This is a genomic window from Aeromicrobium sp. Sec7.5 (genome assembly GCF_036867135.1).
Classification (GTDB): Bacteria; Actinomycetota; Actinomycetes; order Propionibacteriales; family Nocardioidaceae; genus Aeromicrobium.
This window is the reverse complement of sequence record NZ_JBAJIJ010000003.1, coordinates 129,966-150,479: the sequence shown is the minus strand read 5'-3', so window position 1 is coordinate 150,479 and position 20,514 is coordinate 129,966. Positions and strand designations below refer to the sequence as shown.

Genomic DNA, 20,514 nt, shown 5'->3' with positions numbered 1-20,514 from the left:
GCAGCTCGGCCGGGTTCGGCGGCGTCTTGCCGCTGGTGAGCACGTTCAGCCGATCGTGGCTGGTGGTCTGCAGCGCGTCGGCGAGCGATGACTTGCCGACCAGCACGGTGGTGAGCCCCACCGCGCCGACGATGCCCAGCTTCTCGGCGATGCGAGGCCGGCGCAGGTCGCCCTCGACGACCGCCACGCGGTTGCCGTTCCCGGTCAGGGCGAGAGCGAGGTTGATGGTCGTGCTGCTCTTGCCCTCACCGGGCAGGGCGCTCGTGACGACGAAGACCTTCTGATCGGCGTCGGGATCGATGAACTGCAGGTTGGTGCGCAGCACCCGGAAGGCCTCGCTCCGGGGCGAGTAGGGGTCAATGTCGGACAGGAGCGGCGCACCGCCGGCGCTCTTGTCGAAGGGCACCGACCCGAGGACCGGGGCACCGGTGGCCTCGGTGACGGCGGCGGCACTGCGGATCGACGTGTCGAGGGTGTGACGCAGGATGGCAATGCCGGCACCGAGCAGGAGGCCGAGCACCACACCCAAGCCCAGGTTACGAGCGGGATTGGGAGAGACGGGCGACGTCGCCAAGTTGGCATCGTCGACCACGCTGGCCTTCAACGTTGCTTCGTCCTGTCCGGGCGGCGTCTCCAGCTCGCCGACGTAGCCGACGAACACTTCCGCCGTAGCTGCGGCGATGAGCTGTGCACGCTCCGGCGACTCGTCGGTCACGGTGATGGTGAGGAGAACCGTGTCGACCGCGGCGGACGCGTTGATCTTGCGACCCAGCTGCGCCGGTGTCTCGTCCAGATCGAGCCGGTCCACGACACGGCTCGTGATGGCGCTCTGGTTCACCAGATCGGCGTAGCTCTTGATGCGCTGGAGTGAGAACTGGCTTCCCTGGAGAGCCTGCGCGTCGTTGTCGACCTGGGAGGTGGAGATGAAGAGTGCCGTCGACGACGCATACTGCGGCGTGCTGGTCCACGTGATGCCGGCGGCGGCAGCCACGGCGATCAGGGCCACGGATGCGATGAGCATCCAGCGCTGGCGCAGGACGGCGATGTAGTCACGCAGTTCCACAGTTGAGGCCTATCCGGTCGTCGGTGCGGCCAACTGTAGGTGACATCAGGGTTGGCGGGAGGTTGTCCCTGTGATCCGGACAGGGTCATCTCTGTCACCCGCAGCAGACTTGTCAGGGCCCGCGTCTGTGCGGCCCTTCGAGTGACAGGCACGTAAACATTGCTGGTTCGGCTCGGGTCGGCCCGGCACTGGACTACCGTTGCCGCGCACCCAAGGCGGGTGCTGAGGGGATGGGGTGACCACGTTGATTCCGGTGCCGCAGCACTGTCCGCGTCGCAGAGAGCTCGACGATCTCGAGCTGATCTTGACGGGTGCACTCTCGCGCAGTTTCAACGCTCCAGGGAGCTCGGTCACGCTGGAACTACCTGACGATCTGGTAGCCGAGGTCACGGATGCCGGGGAGGTCGAGCTGGTCGATCCCGAGGGATTTCCGCTGGCGCGCGTCAGATGGCCGAGCGGTGAGGTGACTCCGCTGAAGCTTCCGGAGTACGGGCCGTTCCGACACCTGTATCTCGCACCAGCCGAGGCCCGGGCCACGTACGGAGGCCGCTCCTTCGTCGTGGTGCGTGAGCCGCTCACGGACGAGCAGGTGGCCGATCTCGGACCGTTCGACGACACCGTCCTGGTGGCACTGGTGGGTCACCGCGCATCGTCGGTCGCGCCTGCCATCCTGCTGCGGACGTGCCTGGCGCACACCGATCGGGTGGTGGCGGTCCCGCTGGCGCCGCGAGACGACATCAACGCCGAGGTCGTGTCGTCCTTCGTGGGCGACGACGAGCTCACGGTGGTCGAGCCGGCGCAGGGAACCTACTCCGGTGAGGTCTGGGAGATCGTCGAGGGCGCTCGGCCCGAGTCCGTGCGGGGTGGCGTGGTGGTGTTCTTCACTGGCCTGTCGGGAAGTGGCAAGTCCACGCTGGCACGCGCGCTCATGGATCGCGTCCTCGAGGACGGGCGCCGCACCGTGACCTCGCTGGACGGTGACGTGGTCCGCCGGAACCTGTCGCAGGGCCTCACGTTCTCCAAGGAGGACCGCGACATCAACGTCAAGCGGCTCGGCTGGGTGGCGGCGCAGATCGCCCACCACGGCGGCATGGCGGTGTGCAGCCCCATCGCACCCTTCGACCGGGTCCGACAGCAAGTGCGTGAGATGGCGGGAGACGCTGGTGGTGCCTTCTTCCTCGTCCATGTGTCGACGCCCTTGGAGGAATGTGAGCGACGCGATCGCAAGGGCCTCTACGCCAAGGCACGTGCAGGCTTAATCCCTGAGTTCACCGGGATCTCGTCTCCGTACGAGGTCCCCATGGATGCGGACGTCAGGATCGACACGACGGGACGGACGATCGAAGGCGCTCTAGGCGAGCTGCTGGGGGCGCTTGCGTCGCGCAAGCTCATCGACCTTCGCTGAGTGCCCTCCGACCTTCTAGTCAGCTCCGTTGTCGGCGATGAACGACAGGATTCCTGCCGCGAACTCCGGGCGGCAGACCACCAGGTCCGGGAGGTAGACGTCGGACTGGTTGTAGAGCAGAGGACTGCCATCGGCGCGTGAGGTGTGCAGGCCGCAGGCCGCAGCGACAGCCACTGGAGCCGCTGAGTCCCATTCAAACTGGCCGCCGGCATGCACGTAAGCATCGGTCAGGTCGCGGACCACGCTCATGACCTTGACTCCGGCCGACCCCATCGGGACGAGCTCGGCGTCGATGCTCGCGGCCAACGCCTGCACGAACGCCGGCGGTCGGCTGCGGGACACGGCGATGCGCGGTGGGCCGGGCTGCCGCGGCGGCAACACCCGGGGAGCGCCGGTGTGAAAAGTCTCGCCCAGCGCGGGCTGCACCACGGCGCCTGCCGTCAGCTTCCCTCGCTCCCACAGGGCTACGTGCACGGCCCAGTCGTCGCGGGGGACTTCCGAGAATTCACGGGTTCCGTCGAGCGGGTCGATGATCCAGACCCGGTGGGCCTCGAGTCGGGCTCGGTCGTCCTTGCCCTCTTCCGAGAGCACGGCGTCTGCGGGGCGGTGCTCGCCGATCAGGTGAATCAGCAGCTCGTGGGCAGCCAGGTCGCCAGCGTCCTTCAGGTCTTTGCCCTGCAGACCCTCGGCTCGCACGGCCATCAGTCGCTGGCCGGCCTGGGTGGCCAACCAGGCCGCGAGCGCGTGGTCGTCGGCGACAGGTGGGGGAGCTGGGGGATCGAAGGTCACGCGGCGAGCCTATCGCCGCGGCGGGGTCCAAAATGAGGCATCAGGCGGACGTCGTGCAACGAGTTTGAGTCGATCTCGTTACGGGTCCGATCATTTGGCCACCGTGACCGGGGACGGGGCCTACGCTCAGGTGTCCTGCTCACTGGCTGAGGGAGCCTCGCGTGCCCGACCTCCTCACGATCGATGCGACCTTGGTCCTCATCGTCAGCTTTGGCGTCGGCATCGTGGTCGGCCTGACGGGCATGGGCGGCGGAGCCCTCATGACCCCGGCTCTGATCTTCCTCGGCGTCAACCCCAGCGCCGCCGTGGCCAACGATCTCGTGGCCGCGTCGGTCAACAAGACGGTCGGCGCCAGCGTGCACTGGAAGCACGGCCAGCCGAACCTGCGGCTTGCCGGATACCTGATGATCGGATCGGTTCCCTTCGCCCTGGCCGGTGGGCACCTCGTGCAGCAGTTCGGCGGCGAGGACACCGAGGAGTTCCTCCTCAAGGCCATCGGCGTCGCCCTGCTCTTTGCGGCAGCCTCGTACACGCTGAGGATTCTGTTGCAGCTCAAGTTGGTCGCCAAGGGGAACCTGGCGCGTGACCAGGAGATGCAGTTCCGGGCCGTGCCGACGGTGCTCGTGGGCGCTTTCGGTGGTCTGCTCGTGGGCATCACGAGCGTCGGCTCCGGATCGCTCATCATGGTGGCTCTGCTGCTCCTGTATCCCACGATGTCGGCACTCAAGCTCGTGGGAACGGACCTGGTGCAGGCAGTGCCTCTGGTGTTGGCTGCGGCGGTCGGTCACGTCGTGACGACCGGTGTCGACTGGGAGGTCCTGATCCCTCTCATCGTGGGTGGTTCGCCAGGCACCTACCTGGGTGCCCGCATGGCGCCATGGATCAAGCAGCAGGTGATTCGCCGAGGCATCGTGATCGTGCTGACGCTGACCGGAATGAAGCTGCTGGGTCTCGCGCCGGAGTATGTGGGCATCCTGGGGGCTGCCATGTTGCTCCTCGGCCCTCTGGTGTGGGGATACATGCGGCAGATCAGTGGAGTGCCCGCCTTCGACAACAACAGCGGCGCCTGGCGCCTGGAGTCGCGCGCGGCTGCGCGGGCCGAGGCGCGGCGTGTATCCGAGGCCACGTCAGTGGCCGCATCCTTCGTGTCCGCGGCGAACTACGATGACCCGGACGGTCGACCAGGAGAGAGCTCGATGACAGCGACGCACCCCGACTACCGGCTCAGCCAGCTCGATCAGCTGGAAGCCGAGTCGATCCACATTTTCCGCGAGGTCGCGGCCGAGTTCGAGAAGCCGGTGCTGATGTTCTCCGGCGGCAAGGACTCGATCGTCATGATGCGACTGGCCGAGAAGGCCTTCTACCCGGCCAAGATCCCCTTCCCGGTCCTGCAGGTCGACACGGGCTTCGACTTCCCCGAGGTGCTGGCGTGCCGCGATCGCTGGGTCAGTCGCCTGGGCGTCAAGCTCATCGTGGCGAGCGTCGACGACGCGATCGCTGCCGGCGATGTCGTCGATGACGGCAAGACGAGCCGCAACCGCATGCAGATCGGCACCCTGCTCGCCGCCCTCGAGGCCGGCGGGTTCACGGCAGCCTTCGGGGGAGGCCGACGCGACGAGGAGAAGGCGCGCGCCAAGGAACGCGTCTACTCACACCGCGACGAGTTCGGCCAGTGGGACCCGAAGATGCAGCGTCCAGAGCTCTGGAGCCTCTACAACGGCCGCATCCATGCCGGCGAGCACATGCGCATCTTCCCGATCTCCAACTGGACCGAGCTCGACATCTGGGCGTACATCGGCCGCGAGGGCATCGACATCCCGGAGATCTACCACTCACACCAGCGCCGCGTCTTCGAGCGTGACGGCATGCTGTTGAGCGAGTCGGAGTTCAACCCACTGCGGGCCGGCGAGGTCGCGGAGGAGCGAACCGTGCGGTTCCGCACCGTCGGCGACCTCACTCTGACCGGGTGTGTGGAGTCCACGGCCTCGACGATCGAAGAAATCATCGAGGAGGTCGCCGTGGCCCGGGTCACCGAGCGTGGCGCGACCCGCGGCGACGATCGGTTCTCGGAGGCCGCCATGGAAGACCGCAAGAAGGAAGGCTACTTCTGATGAGCTCCGCCTTGGAACGCATGGACCTGTTGCGCTTCGCGACTGCGGGATCAGTCGACGACGGAAAGTCGACGCTGATCGGCCGACTGTTGCTGGACTCCAAGTCGATCTTCGAGGATCAGCTGGAGGCTGTCGAGGCCACGAGCCAGGCCAAGGGCTTCGACTACACCGACCTGGCGCTGCTCACGGACGGGCTGCGGTCCGAGCGTGAGCAGGGCATCACGATCGACGTGGCCTACCGCTACTTCGCGACGCCGAATCGCAAATTCATCATCGCCGACACCCCGGGGCACGTGCAGTACACGCGCAACATGGTGACGGGCGCCTCGACGGCCGACCTCGGCCTGGTGCTGGTGGATGCGAGGCAGGGGCTCACCGAGCAGTCGCGCCGACACGCCGTGCTGCTTTCTTTGTTGCGGGTACCGCACCTCGTGCTCGCGATCAACAAGATGGACCTGGTCGATTTCTCCGAGGACGTCTTCCGCAACATCCACGCCGAGTTCACGCAGTTCGCCACGAAGCTCAACATCCCCGACCTCGAAGTCATCCCGATCTCGGCCCTGCAGGGTGACAACGTCGTGAATCGGTCGGAGCACACGCCGTGGTACGCCGGGCCGACGTTGATGCATCACCTCGAGCACGTGCACGTGGCCTCCGACCGCGACCTCGTCGATGTGCGCTTCCCGGTGCAGTACGTCGTGCGACCGAAGTCGGACGAGCACCACGATTACCGCGGGTACGGCGGCATGGTTGCGGGCGGTGTCCTGAAGCCCGGTGACGAGGTCATCGTCCTGCCGAGCGGCATGACGTCGCGGATCGCGGGCATCGACCTGTTCGATCGTGAGGTCGACCAGGCTTTCCCGCCCATGTCGGTGACCATTCGGCTCGAGGACGACGTCGATGTCTCGCGCGGTGACATGATCGCTCGCGTCAACAACGCACCAGAGCCGAGCCAAGACATCGACGCCATGGTGTCGTGGATGACCACGAAGCCCTTGGTCAACGGACAGAAGCTCGCGATCAAGCACACGACCCGCACGGGCCGCGCTGTGGTCAAGGACATCCAGTACCGGCTCGACGTCAACACGCTGCATCGGGACTCCGACGCGAGCGAGCTCGGCGTCAACGAGATCGGCCGTGTTCACCTGCGCACCACGGTGCCGTTGCTGGTCGATCCGTACTCGAAGAACCGCACGACAGGTTCGTTCATCCTGATCGACGAGGCGACTGGCGTCACCGTCGGCGCCGGCATGATCAACGGCTGAGCGCTCGCTCGGGCAGGTCGGAGGTCTGACGTGGCGTTCCCGGTATTGGTCATTGGACTGTTAGGTCTGGTCGTCATCGCCCAGAGCGTGATGGCGCTCCGTCGCGACCGGGCGATATCTCCCGTGCAGACCATGCTCCTCGCACTGCTCGTCGCTGTGAGCCAGCTCGGACCGTCGTACGTCGGCGCGCTGTTGCTGGGAGGCGCCGCTGCCACGGTGACGCAAGTCCTGGTTCTCGGCCTGGTCCTGGTGATGTGCATCGTTCGCACCAGCGAGGAAGCGCAGGTGAACAGCTCGCGAAACCGCGGCATCTCCCCGGCGTCCCTCATTCTCGCCGTTGTCGTCGTGATGTTCGTGGTCAATCTTGTCTCGGTGTCCAACCGCGGGTTCGGCGAGCTTCTCGTGCGGCTACTTGCGGTAGCGGCGGCGGCGGGCCTCGTCTACCTCACCCGATCGCAGTCGATCGCGATGCCAGTCCTGTCGGCGGCCACTGCTCTGGCGTTCGGACTTTCCGCGCTGTCGTCGTGGATTTCTCCAGAGCCCACGCGCGCGTGCTCGCAGTTCAAGTGTGGACCGTTCGGGTTCCAGGTCCGCGGGCCGTTCGACAACGAGAACGCCTTCGGATTCCTCGCGGTCATCGCGATCCTGCTCATCTTCAACAGTGCGGACCGGCGGCTGCGCTACTCGGTCTGGATACTCGGGGCGTTCGTGCTGTACGCGACGGAGAGTCGGACCTCGCAGATCTCGGTCGCCTGCGGTCTCGTGGTGATCGTCGTCTGGCGCTTTTTCCCGCGGGACCTTGTCCGTTTGGCGAGAGCCTTGTTGGTCCTGCTGCCGACCGTAGTCGCAGCCCTTGGCATGCACTTGGTCTACTCAGCATCACCTTCCGAGTTCTCGAATCGCGGCATCATCTGGAGCTTTGGTCGCATGGCGCTGGGGGATCAATGGCTGCTCGGTCGAGGACTCGACAGCTGGAGCATCGATGCGTTGGATCGCAGCTACATGCACAGCCAGTACTTCCTGTTCGTGTACTCCGCTGGGGTGTTCTCACTCCTGCTGTTTGTCGGGGCGCTCACGGTCGCTCTGGCTGAGGTCTCATCCAGGAGGGAGGACGGTGCCCACGTGGCGGTCATCGTCGCGGTTCTGGTGATGGGGGTCACGGAGATCGTGTGGAATCCGCTGGGGATCGAGCGGGGAATGCTGGTGGGCATCGCGTTGCTTGCGATTTTCTACGAGCTGAGGCGACGGCGAGAAGGCCTCGAGAATCCGCACTCCGAGGTTGCAGAGCGCGGCGATCGCCGCACGCGGCCTTCCGGCAATCGAGGAGCAACCCGATGAAACCACGGCCTTTCCTCATCTTGGGAAGTCAGCGTGCAGGAACCGTGTACCTGCAGGAGCTGATCTCGTCCCACCCGGACGCGCACTGCTACGGGGAGGTGCTGCTCGGCATGGACGGCCCCACGGCGGTGGGGTTCCCGGGGCCGCTGGCCCGTCAACGGCTCCTGCGCCACGCCTGGCAGCACGTTCTCTCCGGCAGTGCTCTGCGGCCCCAGCGCGTGCTGCGGCGGGCCGTCGACTCGCCCGAAACGGGCGTCGCAGGGGTGCGTGTGATGTACAACCAGGTCAATCGCCGGGTGATGCGATTCATGGAAGATCTGTCCGTGTCGGTCATCCACGTACGTCGGGCGAACATTCTCCAGCAGTACGTTTCGCTCACTCAGATGAGGGAACGACAGCGCACTCTCGGTGCCAGTTCCGCGCACTCGCGAGCTCCCGTCACCTTTGCACCGACCATCGTCAAGCCCCAGCTGGCGCTCGAGTTCGTGCAGCGTCGAGATGCCGAACAGACGCGGTTTGCCGCGTGGTGCGACGCTCGCGCCAGCATGTCGATCTGGTACGAATCGGACATCATGGGCATCTCTGCGGAGCGAGCTGGGGCCCAGGTCGATGACGAACCCCTTGACTTGCGCATCCAGGGCTTTCTCGGCCTGGACCGACGAGAGCTGAAGTCTGACACGGTGAAGACGGGTGGCCGCACCGTCGCGCAATCCGTCGGGAACTTCGAAGATCTCAGCCGCGCATTCATCGGTACCCCGTACGCATGGATGCTGGAATGACGCCGCCTGCCGGCGGCCCGCTCTTCGTCGTCGGAGCTCCGCGGAGCGGCACGACGCTGATGCGTGAAGTTCTGCGGTCGGTGGAGGCCATCTACCTCCTTCCTGACGAGTTTCAGGTGCTGAGGGAGTTCCTCGACGCCGTGGATCGCGGGGCGGCCGACGCCGACGTCTCCGCCGCGGTGCGGGACTCTGCCTTTGGGTTCCACGCGGTCGACAAGGGTCTGTGGCCTGGCGATGCGGAAGTGGCGGAAGCCATCGTGGAAGGTGACGCTGCGAGTTCCTTCCAGCGGCTGGTTCTCCTGTTCGCCACTCAGGAGCAGCGGACAACACCAGTGTTCTGGGGAGACAAGACACCCGACAATGCCCTGCTGGTCCGGAGAATCCTCCAGATCTGGCCGCAGGCCCGGTTCCTGCATGTCCTGCGGGATCCCCGCACCACCGTCGACTCCATGCAGCGCGCATGGGGTCGATCAGTCATCCGATCAGCGATGGTCTGGCGCGACTGTGTCGCAGCTGTGCAGGAGCAGGAGGCCGTGGATGGTCAATCTGCGATCTTGACGGTCCACTATGCCGATCTCGTTGCCACCCCAGCAGCCGTCCTTGACCGCGTGACCTCATGGCTCGGCCTCCCAGGGGCGGACGTGGACTTTGCGTCGATCTCCACCGGAGAGCGGTGGGGATCGGCGGCGGGGCTGCGCGGCATCAGTCGGGTCGACGATGACTGGCGATCGGCCGTTGCGCCAGCTGCGGCGCGTCGCGTCGAGCAGATCTGCTTCACGCAGATGCAGCGTGCTGGGTTCTCGGTCGAGCTGGCGGAAGCGCCACACAGCCCCTCTCCCACCGCCCTTCGTGCTGCGCGAGTGCGTGATGCGGCGGCCGTCTTGAGGGCCTATGCGCGGGAGCGCGGGCCGGCGTCAGCGGCGACGTACAAGTGGCGTCAGCATGCGGCGCGGCGGCGCTGGTCGTCACTATGAGGAGGTCGTGATGGGCCCCAATCTCTTTCTGCTTGGTGCGCCGAAGTGCGCCACGACTAGCTTCTACGATCTGCTGGCACGTCACCCGCAGGTCTTGTGTCCGAAGGTCAAGGAGCCGGGCTTCCACACCCGCGAGAGTGTTCGAGACGCGGTGCGCGCCGTCACGCCACACCTTCGTGACGAAGCGGCGTACGTGCAGCTGTACTCGCCGGCCGACCCGAAATCGCGGGTGTTCGTCGACGGTTCTACGTCGTACTTGCGTTCGGGCGAGGCCGTCACCCACATCGCTCGCACGTACGAAGACGCACACGCGGTCGCAGTCGTGCGCGACCCGGTGGACCTGGTGTCCTCCTACTTCACGTTCCTCAGCTACCGGGGCTGGGAGGATGCGCCTTCGCTTGAGGTCGCCTGGCGACGCATGTCCGAACGGCGTGAGGGCCGCGGAATCTCGAAGGTCGCGAAGCGCCCGGACGCTCTCGTCTACGCCGATGTCGCAGCACTAGGGACTCAAATCGTGCACGCTCGCGCGGAGTTCGGCCCGCGTCTGCACGTGGCGGTCATGAGCGACATGGTGGCGGATCCGGGCGCGTTGGTCCGGGACCTGGAGGACGCCTTCGACCTGGACCACCACGACCTCGGGCCTCTCCCTCGCGAGAACAGTGCTCGGGCATCGCGACTTCGCTGGATCGATTCACTCGTGCAAGACCCTCCGCCATGGATCCGCCGTTCCCGCGACCTGGTCAAGCGAAGGACGGGGCGAGCATCGCTCGGCGTGAAGTCGCGCCTCGACTCGTGGAACTCCTCACCGGTCGAGCGCTCGGTCGATCCAGGGCTACAGGCCGAGATGCGCTCGTTCTTCTGGGACGAGGTCGTTCTGATGTCCACGGAGATGGACCGCGACTTCTTGTCCGAGTGGGGTTGGGTCTGATGAGTCGGCTCGGAGCCTCCCCTGGCAACCGCTCTTCGAGGGACCAGGTCGTGAAGAGCCTGATCCGTGGTGCGCGACAAGTCGCCCGGCCCGCAGTGCTCGCGGCGTTGCATCGACGGAATCTCCACGCGAGCGATCGCGTCACCGGTTCCGCCCCCGCCATCGTGTCACTGACGACCTTTGGCGTTCGCCTCGAGGCGGTCCACCTGGCGATCGAGTCCATCGCCAGGGGTAGCGTTCGGCCACAGCGAATGATCTTGTGGCTGGATGAGCCAGGAGCCCTGGAGTCGCTCCCGGCGCCGCTGCTTCGCCTGAAGGCTCGCGGACTGGAGATCGGCCTCACCGACAGAATGGGACCCCACGCCAAGTACTTCCCGTCCTTGGCGGTTGTGGATCCGTCCCAGGTCCTGGTCACCGCTGATGACGACATTCTCTACCCGCGCATGTGGTTGGAGCGGCTCTTGAGAGGTCAGGCCCTCACACCGGATGCCGTGGTCGCCAACTACGTGAAGGTCTTCCAACAGGAGGAAGGCACGCAGCCCGCCCCGTACGCGACCTGGCCAGCGGCGTGGTCGACGGTGCCTCACCGGCGAAATTTCGCGCTCGGGGTCTCTGGAGTCGTGTATCCGCAGCGAATGATCGCGGCACTACGAAACGCCGGTCAGGGATTTCTCACCTGCTCCCCACGGGCCGATGACATCTGGCTGCACTACGTCGCCGTCACCGAGAGAATCGCCGTGAGGCAGGCCGGACGAATCCCCACCCACTTTGCGACCCTGCCGGCTGCCGGCGCGACGCTGAAGTCGTCGAACGTCGACCAGGGACTCAACGACGTGCAGATCAACGACACCTACGATGCGGACACGCTCACGTGGCTGGCCGGCATCGGCGCTGTCCAATAGATGGAGGAGCGTAATCTCATGCCGGTTGCTGTCACGGCCATTGTCCCAACCATTGGTCGGCCTGATCTGGATCGGGCTATTCGAAGCGTGGTCACGCAGACCCTTGCTGAACTGGTCACGATCGTCGTCGTGGCCGACCTGCCGGACGGATCTCTCGAGCGACCCACTGCCATGCGAGGCGGCGACACCCTGATTTTCACCGGCGGTGGGCGCGGAGGCGCGTACGCCCGCAACCTCGGAATCGAGCACGCCTCCACGCCGTGGGTCGCCTTTCTGGACGATGACGACGAGTGGCTGCCCGAGAAGCTGCAGCGCCAACTCGAGCTGGCTGACGACCTGGTCGAGCGAGGGGAATCGCCCTTGATCTCCAGCTGCCACCTGCAGGTGGACAACGCGACAAGCAGGCGGTCCGGGGTCATTCCGCGTCGCCCCTACGCCGGGGAGAGGCCTGTCGCGGAGTTCCTCTTCCGGCGCCGTCGTCCGGCCGGAGGGCGAGCTTCGATGTACACCTCAACCCTGTTGGTCGCGACCGACTCCGCGAGAGCGGTCCCGTGGAACGCCGACCTCAAGCGTCATCAGGACTGGGACTGGTTGATTCGCCTTCAGCGAGCCGGCACGACAATCAGGCAGCTTCCCCAGCCGTTGAGCTTGGTTCACACAGGCTCGACAGGTTCGATCTCGGCAGGCACGGACTGGAGATCTTCACTTGCGTGGGCTGACGCGATTCTGGCTGACGAGGCTCCTGGGGTGATGGAGGACTTCCTCGCCGCCCAAACGCTGCGTTACGCCCTTGCGGCACGGGACTTCGCCGGGATCTCAGCCGTGGCAGCCCGGATCCGGTCGCGTCGCCGGATCCCGTCCTTCGGATCAGTTCTGATCGGACTTGCTGGACTGATCCCGAGGAGCCGCCTCGAGCTGTTGATGACTCGCTTCAGGTGAGGAATCCTCCGGACCAGGTGCGGGCCGGTCACGGAGAGCTTCACGGACGCCGAAGATCGTGGAGTCGACGCCCAGGTTTCGACGAGCCCACAGAGCCGCCTGCAGGTTCCACAACGTCAGAGCCAAGGCAATGGCGAACGCGGCGTAGTTCACGCCGAGGTACGGGCAGAGGATCGGGATCGACCCGAGCGGAACGATGGTGGCCCACAGCACCTGACGAGTGAGGACACGTTCATTTCCGGTCATGTTCATGACGAACGCCGTCTGTCCGCAAGCGCTGTTGACGACCTGAGACCCGGCCAGGATGAGCAGCGCGACGTAGTAGTCCGAGTAGTGAGGGCCAAACAGCTCGAGAATCGGTCGTCCCGCTGCGGCAAGCACCGTGAACGCCAGCGCGGCCGGGATGGTCGCCGACAGCGTGACGAAGGCTGAGACTCTCCGCATCTCGCGCTTCTTGCCCGCGTACCAGAGGCGCGACTGCGTTGGTGCGGCGGCGAGGTTCCCAGCGATAAGGAAGAAGTTGAGGGACAGGGCGACCTTGATCGCCGCGAACAAGCCGGCCGTGGTCATGGGAGCGAGGACCAGGCCTGCCAGGACGATGGCCAGGTGCTGCGCTCCACGCTGAAGTGTCACGTTCGCGCAGAGCCCGACACTGGATCTGAGCCAGGCGCGCCCGTCGTACGTGGGAGACGGTCCAGACAGGACGAGCCGACACACGTGTGGCACAGAGACCAGCTGTCCGATGACGACGACGACCAACAGGACCGTCACGGAGATGAGCGCGACGTTTGCCGTGAAGGCGCCCGCGAATGGAAAGCTGACCGCGAGGAGAAGCGTCGGCAGGCAGATTCCGGCGATGAGTAGGCGCCAGACGATGTCCGCGGGGATCAGAGCGCGACCCATCAGGCCCATGCCTCTGAGATACCCGGATTGAAAATCGGCAATAGCCAGGGGCAGGACCAGTGACACCGCGGCCAGCATCGACAGGCTGATCGATCCGGTGGCGAGGTAGATCACTGCCAGGGCAACGGCGCCGATGAGAACTGACGATGCAATGACGACCGCGTACCCGAACAGAATGGCGCCGCGCGCTTCTGACGGCTGGTCCCGGTCGCGGAAAACAGGCAGGAGCCGGAGTGCCAGCGTCGGTTGTCCAAAGGTGCTGACGATGGCCAGAAAGGTGGCGAGCGAGAACCCGAAAGCAAAGACGCCGTACTCGGTCGGGTCCAGGACCCGGGCGAGAGCGATGAACGAGAGGGGCGCAAGCGCCGCACTCGAGACCTTGATGAGAAATGCGGAAAGGCCTCGGGACGCGAGCTCCCTCGCCTGGCCGCCCGGAGCGAACACCCGCCTGAACCTACCCACCGACTCTCCTCGTGCGAGTTGACGTGTGCTCGACATTGTCGGACACCCCAGAAGTGTGGCGCGTCGCGGATCTGCCCGTGCTGGGACCGAGCGCCTGTGTCGCGCACCTGGGTCGTGCGAACTCTGTCAGGGACGCGCGCGTGCTGGATCGAGCCGAAGGCGCTGGACGTCAGCGCGCGCCATCCCTTCGGACGACTGCGCGAACGGTGCGCCATAGAATCGAGAGATCGGCGAGGAGCGACCAGTTCTCGACGTAGTAGTTGTCGAGACGAACGGCGTCCTCCCAGCTCAGGTCAGAGCGCCCGGAGACTTGCCACAGACCTGTCATGCCGGGGAGGACTCGAAGTCGGCGGGTGGCAATGTTGTCGTATCGTTCGACCTCGAACTGCCTCTGAGGTCTTGGACCGACCAAACTCATGGTCCCGAGGAGAACGTTCAAAAGTTGAGGCAACTCGTCGATCGAGTAGCGGCGGAGAATGTTGCCGACCCGAGTGATTCGAGGGTCGTTGTCCAGCTTCGCCAACGGACCGGAGTCCTTGCCCTGCGCGACGAGCAACTGGTGAAGCTGACCGTCTGCGTCGGTCGCCATGGAGCGAAACTTCAGCATGTCGAACGGTCGCCCGTCGCGGCCGATACGCTCCTGACGGTAGAGAATCGGCCCTCGGCTGGTCACCTTGACGACAAGTGCGACGGTGAGCAGAAGCGGTGCTGCGAGCGTCATGAGGACCGCCGCGCCGATCAGGTCGAACATGCGCTTCGGCCAAGCGGCAGCTTCGCTGTAGGTCGGCTTCCGAACGCTCAGAAGCGGCCAGTGACCAACGGTGGTCAGTGCCATCCGGGCACCGGAGACATCGACGACGTTGGGTGAGACGAGCAACTCAACGTCAAGGCTCTCGAGCTCCCACGTCAATTCCTTTAGTCCGTGCTGTCCTAGGTGTTCGGTGTCCGTGACGATGACCGATCCCGCCTCCGAGATCCGAAGGGCGTCTGCGAGTTCGGAGGTGTTTCCGAGGATCGGCACGGTGCGCGCGGCCAATTGGAGCGACGACGCATCGACTTCAGATGCGTCAGGAACCCATACCCCGCTGACCCGGTATCCCGCGGCAGGATGCCGACCAAAATGTCGCTGGAGCGAGTGCGCAGATGCCCGGCCCCCGATGACGAGCACGTTGGTCGTCATGGCTCCCGATCGCCGTCGCTGGACGAGCCACATTCGCAGTGCTTTTCGACCGATCAGCAGCCCTGTCACGCCGACCGGGAACGCGATGGCCAAGTAGCCACGCGACAAGTCCTGCTTCAGCAGAAGGGTGACGATGGCGACGACTCCGAAGGCCATGATCGAGGCATGCGCGACCCGGCGGTACTCGGCGGGGCCGTGCCCGAGGATGACAGGATCCGTCGCTCCATCAAGCTGAAGCGCGACCCACCACATCACCGCAACGACCAGGCCCAGCACCGTGTAGGTGATGGTGGCGCTGCCGGGAATTCTGGCATCCATGCCGAATCGGATCGCTTCGGCCAGCGTCACGGCCACGGTCAGCACAGCGGCGTCGGTGAACAGGACCATCCGGCGGAACCGTGCGTGCCACGGCGCCTGGCCAAAGGGAGGGCCTTCTGACTTCATTTCTTCGATCGCGTTCTCCTCGGCCGAATGGCTTCCGGCGAAGCCGTACAGGCGGCCGATCTGTCCAGTATTGATGATGCACCGCCCAGCGGGTCGTTTTGCCGCAATTTGTGGCTCGATCTCTGACTGAGAGTACGGGAAGTGAGGGCCAACATCCCCCGATTTTGCTTATCGTCATTTGGCCGAAACGAAACCGCGGGCGACCCAACACGACAGCACTAGTCACTCCCGAAGAGATCCCGCGTGTAGACCCTCGCGCTCACGTCCGCGAGATCTTCCGTCCGGCGGTTCACCACGATGACGTCGCTCCGACGCTTGAACTCATCGAGGTCACGCAGCACCTCGGAGTTGAAGAACGGTTCGTCCGGGAGCAGCGGCTCGAACACGATCACCTCGACCCCTTTCGCCTTGAGCCTCTTCATGACCCCCTGGATGCTCGACATCCGGAAATTGTCGGAGCCGGCCTTCATGACGAGTCGGTAGATGCCGACCGTCTTCGGATTGCGACGCAGGATGTCGGCCGCAACGAAGTCCTTGCGCGTCGTGTTGGCATCGACGATCGCGCCGATCAGGTTCTGCGGGACGTCTTGGTAATTCGCCCGCAGCTGCTTGGTGTCCTTCGGCAGGCAGTATCCGCCGTAGCCGAACGAGGGGTTGTTGTAGTGGTCGCCGATCCGAGGGTCGAGCCCGACTCCCTCGATGATCTGCCGCGAATCCAGACCGTTGAGAGCGGCGTAGGTGTCGAGCTCGTTGAAGTAGGCGACCCGCAGCGCCAAGTAGGTGTTGGCGAAGAGCTTGATGGCTTCGGCCTCGGTGGAGCCCGTGATCAGGACGGGCACGTCCTCGTCGATGGCGCCCTCCTGCAGGAGCTGGGCGAACGCCTTGCCCTCGGCGGTGTCAGAGCCCACCACGATGCGCGACGGGTGGAGGTTGTCGTGCAGCGCGCGACCCTCCCGGAGGAACTCGGGGGAGAAGATGATCGTGAGACCTGGGTGCTGCTCGCGAATCCCCGCGGTGAAGCCGACCGGAACCGTGGACTTGATGACGATCGCGGCGCTCGGGTTCGCGGCCTCGACCGCCTTCACGACGCTCTCGACCGAGCCGGTGTTGAAGAAGTTGGTCTCGGTGTCGTAGTCGGTGGGCGTTGCGACGACGACGAAGTCGGCTCCCGCGTAGGCGGACGTGGCGTCCAGAGTTGCCGTGAGGTTGAGCGGCTTCTCGGCGAGGTACTGCTCGAGCTCCACGTCCTCGATCGGCGACTCGCGCCGGTTGATCTGCTCGACCTTGTCGGCGTCGATGTCGACGGCGACGACCTCGTGGTGCTGCGCCAGGATCACGGCATTGGAGAGCCCTACGTACCCGGTGCCGACGACCGCAATCTTCATGCGGTCACAGTAACGATCCTGGGTGTCGGGAATGTTGCTTCTCAGTCATCGGGGCGTGGGGTGGGGCACATCGGCGGTGCGGGTGGGTCTCTGGTGGCGGAGCGCCTTTCGAGGCTCGTCGTTCCTCCTCGCACCTCAAGGGGCGGTCGTGCTGCTCGTGTTGGGGTGCGGGGGTCTCGATACGGCCCTCGTTCCTCGGGCCACTCGACCAGCGGGTGGGCGCGGCTCGTTGTGCGGGCCTCGACCAGCGGGTGGGCGCGGCCCGTTGTGGGGGCCACGACCAGCGGGGTCTCGATACGGCCCTCGTTCCTCGGGCCACTCGACCAGCGGGTGGGCGGGGTGCCTCGTGGTTGGGCCACTCGACCAGCGGGTGGGCGGGGTGCCTCGTGGTTGGGCCACTCGACCAGCGGGTGGGCGGGGTGCCTCGTGGTTGGGCCACTCGACCAGCGGGTGGGCGGGGAGGCTTCGAGGTTGGGCCACTCGACCAGCGGGTGGGCGAGGTGCCTCGTGGTTGGGCCACTCGACCAAGGGGGTCGTGATCCCCGTCACAAACATGGGGAGGAATAATAGTTGATCGACGAGACTTGTTGTTCTAGGACACCCGCATTCTCGAGACAGGCACCGACGCACCGTGGAGACCGCACGCCGCACGCCGTATCAGCTGACCTTCTTCATCCTCGCCGTCGCCGTGGGGTCCTTCGCGCTGATGCAGTCGATGACCGTGCCCGTGCTCCCCACCATCGAGACCGAGTTCGAGACCACCCAGTCCACCGTCACCTGGGTACTCACGGCCTACCTGTTGTCGGCCTCGGTCTTCACGCCGATCATCGGCCGGCTCGGTGACGCCTACGGCAAGCACCGCATGCTCGTGGTCTCGATGGTGTTCCTCTCGCTCGGCTCGCTCGTCGCGGCCCTCGCGCCGACGATCGGCGTCCTGATCGCGGGCCGGGTGCTCACCGGCATCGGCGGCGGCGTGCTGCCCATCGCGTTCGGCATCATCCGTGACGAGTTCCCCGCGACGAAGGTCTCGGGAGCCGCGGGGTTCGTCTCCTCGCTCATGGCCGTCGGGTTCGGTACCGGCATCGTCGTGGCCGGACCGATCACCGACGTCATCGGGTTCCGCGGCCTGTTCTGGATCCCCTTCGGCATCACCGCGATCGCCGCACTCGCGGCCTGGATCTTCGTGCCGGAGTCGCCCGTGCGCACCCCGGGCCGTGTGCCCGCCCTGCCCGCCCTGCTGATGGCCGGCTGGCTCGTCGCGCTGCTGCTCGGCCTGAGCCAGGCCCCGCGCTGGGGCTGGACCTCGCCCCAGGTCATCGGCCTCACCGCCCTGGCCCTCGTGCTCGCGATGGCGTGGGTCTGGGTCGAGCACCACGAGACCGTGCCGCTCATCGACATGCGCATGATGCGCCTGAAGGGCGTCTGGACCGCCAACCTCGTCGCCCTGCTCGTGGGCTTCGCGATGTACGCGACGTTCGGCTTCCTGCCGCAGTTCCTGCAGACCCCCGAGTCCACCGGCTACGGCTTCGGTGCCTCCACGGCCGAGTCGGGCTACCTGATCCTGCCGAGCGCGATCGCCTCCTTCATCTGCGGCATCATCGCCGCGCCGCTCGCCCGTCGCTTCGGCGCCAAGTTCGTCGTCGTGATGGGTGGCGTGCTCGGCGGGGCCGGCATGATCGGCCTGGTCTTCCTGCACGATGAGGTCTGGCAGATCCTGCTCGTCAACGGCGTGGCCGGCTTCGGCATCGGTTTCGTGTTCTCGAGCCTGGCTCCGCTGATCCTCGCCGCCGTGCCCGCCCACCAGAGCGGTTCGGCCAGCGGCATGAACGCCAACATCCGCACGATCGGCGGCTGCATCGGCACCGCCGTGATGTCGACGATCGTGACGAGCCACACCGCCTCCACCGGTCTGCCCACCGAGACCGGCTACCTCACCGGCTTCGGCATGCTCGGCGCCATGATGCTGGTCGCCGCTCTGGCGGGTCTGCTGATCCCGACGGTGCGTCGTCGCACCGGGGCCGGGACGCCCGAGGCCGCCTCCGCCGAGGAGGCGCGGGTTCCGGTGACCGCCTGACCGGCTCGCTTTCGCGAACCGTGGCGTGGTGGCGACTCGCGGCCGTAGCGTGGGGCACCCCTGATCGAAGGAGCGCTCCATGGGCAAGGTCGTGCTGTACGGGTCCGTGTCAGTCGACGGATTCATCGCCGGTGACGACGACGATCCCGGACCCCTGTTCGAGTGGCTCACGAGTGGTGACGTCCCTCTCGACGAGAGCGGCTTCCTGAAGGTCTCAAAGGCGTCGCACGACCACACCCGGGCCTACTGGGAGCAGATCGGCGTGACCATCGCCGGACGCCACGTCTTCGACCAGACCGACGGCTGGGACGGCGAGCCGCCGAGCGGCATCGACCACGTGGTCGTCGTGACCCATCGGCCCGCGCCCGACGGCTGGGATCCCGAGGCCCCGTTCCACTTCGTCGACGGCATCGAGTCAGCCGTCACGAAGGCGCGGGAGCTGGCCGGCGACCGGATCGTCGAGGTCGCCGCCGGTGACGTCGGCGGCCAGGTGCTGGCCGCGGGCCTGGTCGACGAGGTGCGGATGGACGTCGTGCCCGTCGTGCTCGGCTCCGGCAAACGCTTCTTCGGGTCGGTCGATGGGCAGCACCTGCTGGAGGACGCTGACATCGTCGTCCAGGGCGAACGCGTCCTGCACCTGCGTTATCCGGTCAGGCGCGGGTCCCGGTGACCGCGTAGCGGGGTCGTTCCCCCTAGGCTCGCGGCATGGGAAAGAAGTCGCGCCGCAAGGGTGAGAAGAAAGCACGGATGCCGTACGTCGCTCGGACCTTCGAGGGGTTGCCGGGCGAGCTCGACCTCGTCGCGATGCGCGAGTTCGTGCCGTCGGCCACCGCGGTCATGAAGCTGGCCGGCAGCGACCGCACGATCCGCGTCTGCTCGCTGCTGCCCGGCAACGGCGCCGGCCTCGTGCGCCCCGACGGTGAGATCTGGATCGGCCTGCAGGTGCCGCACAACCACGGCGACATCAGCCGCGACCTCGCCGGCATCATCGAGACCGCGCTCGAGCTCGAGCCGGGCCAGCCCGTCCCGGTGCGCGACCCCGGTGTGGGCCCGCGCCTGCAGGACCTCGTCAACACCGCCGCCCCGTTCGAGGTCGAGGTGCACGAGGGCTTCGACTTCTGGCTCGACGACGTCGACGCCAGCGCCGACGCCCACGCCCTGCTCGAGCAGGCCAACGCCACCGCGTCGCCGACCGTCAAGCTCTCGAGCGTCGACGGCGCCTACTGGACCGAGATGGGCGAGCGCCGCTACCTGCGCTGGGCCCAGCCCCACGACGAGGGCCAGCTGCTCGACGCGCTCGCCCGCCTGCACGCCGCCGGCGAGGACCACCTCGGCGACGACGTCCGCCTCATCGGCATGTTCCGCGCGCACGGCCTGCTCGTGCCGGTGTGGGAGACCGACGGCGACGCGGCCTCGCTCGAGGAGCCGGCCGTGGCGTTCCAGAAGCGGCTCGATGCCGCCCTCGCCGACGACAGCGACCTCACCGGCGAGCAGCGCGACGCCCGCAACGGCTTGGCGAACCGGCAGCTCACGATCCGCTGACCTGACTCACGCGACAGCGCCCCTGACACCG

The 20,514-nt window shown here is 66.3% G+C and carries 17 protein-coding genes and 1 pseudogene; 13 read left to right on the top strand and 5 right to left on the bottom strand.

The annotated features are described in order from the left end of the window. The coding region (locus V6S66_RS16960; RefSeq protein WP_334207976.1) for a YveK family protein at positions 1–1,063 on the bottom strand (1,063 nt) is incomplete at its 3' end. A 235-nt stretch (positions 1,064–1,298) separates the two neighbouring features. Here V6S66_RS16960 and cysC point away from each other — a divergent pair. Beyond that, entirely contained in the window at positions 1,299–2,468 is a 1,170-nt protein-coding gene (gene cysC / locus V6S66_RS16955; protein WP_334207975.1) for an adenylyl-sulfate kinase, read from the top strand. Positions 2,469–2,483: 15 nt separating this feature from the next. On the opposite strand, the gene V6S66_RS16950 is transcribed toward cysC, so the two are convergent. Next, positions 2,484–3,257 (bottom strand): 3'(2'),5'-bisphosphate nucleotidase CysQ, encoded by a 774-nt coding sequence (locus V6S66_RS16950; RefSeq protein WP_334207974.1) that lies wholly within the window; start codon positions 3,255–3,257, stop codon positions 2,484–2,486. Positions 3,258–3,418: 161 nt separating this feature from the next. Between V6S66_RS16950 and V6S66_RS16945 the strand changes: the two are divergent. The 9 genes and pseudogenes from V6S66_RS16945 to V6S66_RS16905 form a co-directional block, all read left to right on the top strand. Beyond that, positions 3,419–4,189: pseudogene (locus V6S66_RS16945) on the top strand (sulfite exporter TauE/SafE family protein); the annotation flags it as partial. A gap of 264 nt (positions 4,190–4,453) precedes the next feature. Continuing rightward, positions 4,454–5,368, top strand: a complete 915-nt coding sequence (gene cysD / locus V6S66_RS16940; protein ID WP_334207978.1) for a sulfate adenylyltransferase subunit CysD — start codon at positions 4,454–4,456, stop codon at positions 5,366–5,368. After that, positions 5,368–6,633, top strand: a complete 1,266-nt coding sequence (locus V6S66_RS16935; RefSeq protein WP_334207973.1) for a sulfate adenylyltransferase subunit 1 — start codon at positions 5,368–5,370, stop codon at positions 6,631–6,633. Before cysD ends, V6S66_RS16935 begins: the two co-directional genes overlap by 1 nt. 30 nt (positions 6,634–6,663) lie before the next feature. Beyond that, positions 6,664–7,971, top strand: coding sequence for an O-antigen ligase family protein (locus V6S66_RS16930; RefSeq protein ID WP_334207972.1), 1,308 nt, complete (start codon positions 6,664–6,666; stop codon positions 7,969–7,971). 44 nt (positions 7,972–8,015) lie between these two features. Next, on the top strand, positions 8,016–8,750 hold the full coding sequence (locus V6S66_RS16925) for a hypothetical protein (RefSeq protein WP_334207971.1): 735 nt from the start codon (positions 8,016–8,018) through the stop codon (positions 8,748–8,750). Then, positions 8,735–9,724 carry a sulfotransferase family protein gene (locus V6S66_RS16920; RefSeq protein ID WP_334207970.1) on the top strand — a complete coding sequence of 330 codons (990 nt, stop codon included), beginning with the start codon at positions 8,735–8,737 and terminating at the stop codon, positions 9,722–9,724. The genes V6S66_RS16925 and V6S66_RS16920 overlap by 16 nt, the downstream gene beginning before the upstream one ends. Positions 9,725–9,734: 10 nt before the next feature. Beyond that, positions 9,735–10,652 (top strand): sulfotransferase family protein, encoded by a 918-nt coding sequence (locus V6S66_RS16915; protein ID WP_334207969.1) that lies wholly within the window; start codon positions 9,735–9,737, stop codon positions 10,650–10,652. 50 nt (positions 10,653–10,702) lie between these two features. Next, complete coding sequence (locus tag V6S66_RS16910) at positions 10,703–11,554, top strand: hypothetical protein (RefSeq protein ID WP_334207968.1); 852 nt, start codon at positions 10,703–10,705, stop codon at positions 11,552–11,554. An 18-nt stretch (positions 11,555–11,572) separates the two neighbouring features. Continuing rightward, entirely contained in the window at positions 11,573–12,493 is a 921-nt protein-coding gene (locus V6S66_RS16905) for a glycosyltransferase (RefSeq protein WP_334207967.1), read from the top strand. On the opposite strand, the gene V6S66_RS16900 is transcribed toward V6S66_RS16905, so the two are convergent. The 3 genes from V6S66_RS16900 to V6S66_RS16890 form a co-directional block, all read right to left on the bottom strand. Then, positions 12,422–13,840 (bottom strand): lipopolysaccharide biosynthesis protein, encoded by a 1,419-nt coding sequence (locus tag V6S66_RS16900; protein ID WP_334207966.1) that lies wholly within the window; start codon positions 13,838–13,840, stop codon positions 12,422–12,424. The two genes, V6S66_RS16905 and V6S66_RS16900, sit on opposite strands and share 72 nt — an antisense overlap. 187 nt (positions 13,841–14,027) lie before the next feature. Further along, complete coding sequence (locus V6S66_RS16895) at positions 14,028–15,425, bottom strand: sugar transferase (RefSeq protein WP_334207965.1); 1,398 nt, start codon at positions 15,423–15,425, stop codon at positions 14,028–14,030. Between the two features lie 275 nt (positions 15,426–15,700). Next, positions 15,701–16,867 (bottom strand): nucleotide sugar dehydrogenase, encoded by a 1,167-nt coding sequence (locus V6S66_RS16890; protein ID WP_334207964.1) that lies wholly within the window; start codon positions 16,865–16,867, stop codon positions 15,701–15,703. A 631-nt stretch (positions 16,868–17,498) separates the two neighbouring features. On the opposite strand from V6S66_RS16890, the gene V6S66_RS16885 reads away from it, so the two are divergent. From V6S66_RS16885 to V6S66_RS16875, 3 genes are all read left to right on the top strand, one after another. Next, entirely contained in the window at positions 17,499–18,941 is a 1,443-nt protein-coding gene (locus tag V6S66_RS16885) for an MFS transporter (RefSeq protein WP_334207963.1), read from the top strand. 79 nt (positions 18,942–19,020) lie between these two features. After that, a complete protein-coding gene (locus tag V6S66_RS16880; RefSeq protein WP_334207962.1) occupies positions 19,021–19,611 on the top strand; it encodes a dihydrofolate reductase family protein in 591 nt (196 codons plus the stop codon). 35 nt (positions 19,612–19,646) lie between these two features. Further along, positions 19,647–20,483, top strand: a complete 837-nt coding sequence (locus tag V6S66_RS16875) for a DUF5926 family protein (RefSeq protein ID WP_334207961.1) — start codon at positions 19,647–19,649, stop codon at positions 20,481–20,483. Positions 20,484–20,514 lie beyond the last annotated feature (31 nt).

Bases quoted from the DNA above. Each gene is read 5' to 3' on its own strand.
- cysD (WP_334207978.1), top strand. From the start codon at position 4,454: ATGACAGCGACGCACCCCGACTACCGGCTCAGCCAGCTCGATCAGCTG.
- V6S66_RS16935 (WP_334207973.1), top strand. From the start codon at position 5,368: ATGAGCTCCGCCTTGGAACGCATGGACCTGTTGCGCTTCGCGACTGCG.
- V6S66_RS16920 (WP_334207970.1), top strand. From the start codon at position 8,735: ATGGATGCTGGAATGACGCCGCCTGCCGGCGGCCCGCTCTTCGTCGTC.
- V6S66_RS16915 (WP_334207969.1), top strand. From the start codon at position 9,735: ATGGGCCCCAATCTCTTTCTGCTTGGTGCGCCGAAGTGCGCCACGACT.
- V6S66_RS16905 (WP_334207967.1), top strand. From the start codon at position 11,573: ATGCCGGTTGCTGTCACGGCCATTGTCCCAACCATTGGTCGGCCTGAT.
- V6S66_RS16895 (WP_334207965.1), bottom strand. From the start codon at position 15,425: ATGGTCCTGTTCACCGACGCCGCTGTGCTGACCGTGGCCGTGACGCTG.
- V6S66_RS16890 (WP_334207964.1), bottom strand. From the start codon at position 16,867: ATGAAGATTGCGGTCGTCGGCACCGGGTACGTAGGGCTCTCCAATGCC.
- V6S66_RS16880 (WP_334207962.1), top strand. From the start codon at position 19,021: ATGGGCAAGGTCGTGCTGTACGGGTCCGTGTCAGTCGACGGATTCATC.
- V6S66_RS16875 (WP_334207961.1), top strand. From the start codon at position 19,647: ATGGGAAAGAAGTCGCGCCGCAAGGGTGAGAAGAAAGCACGGATGCCG.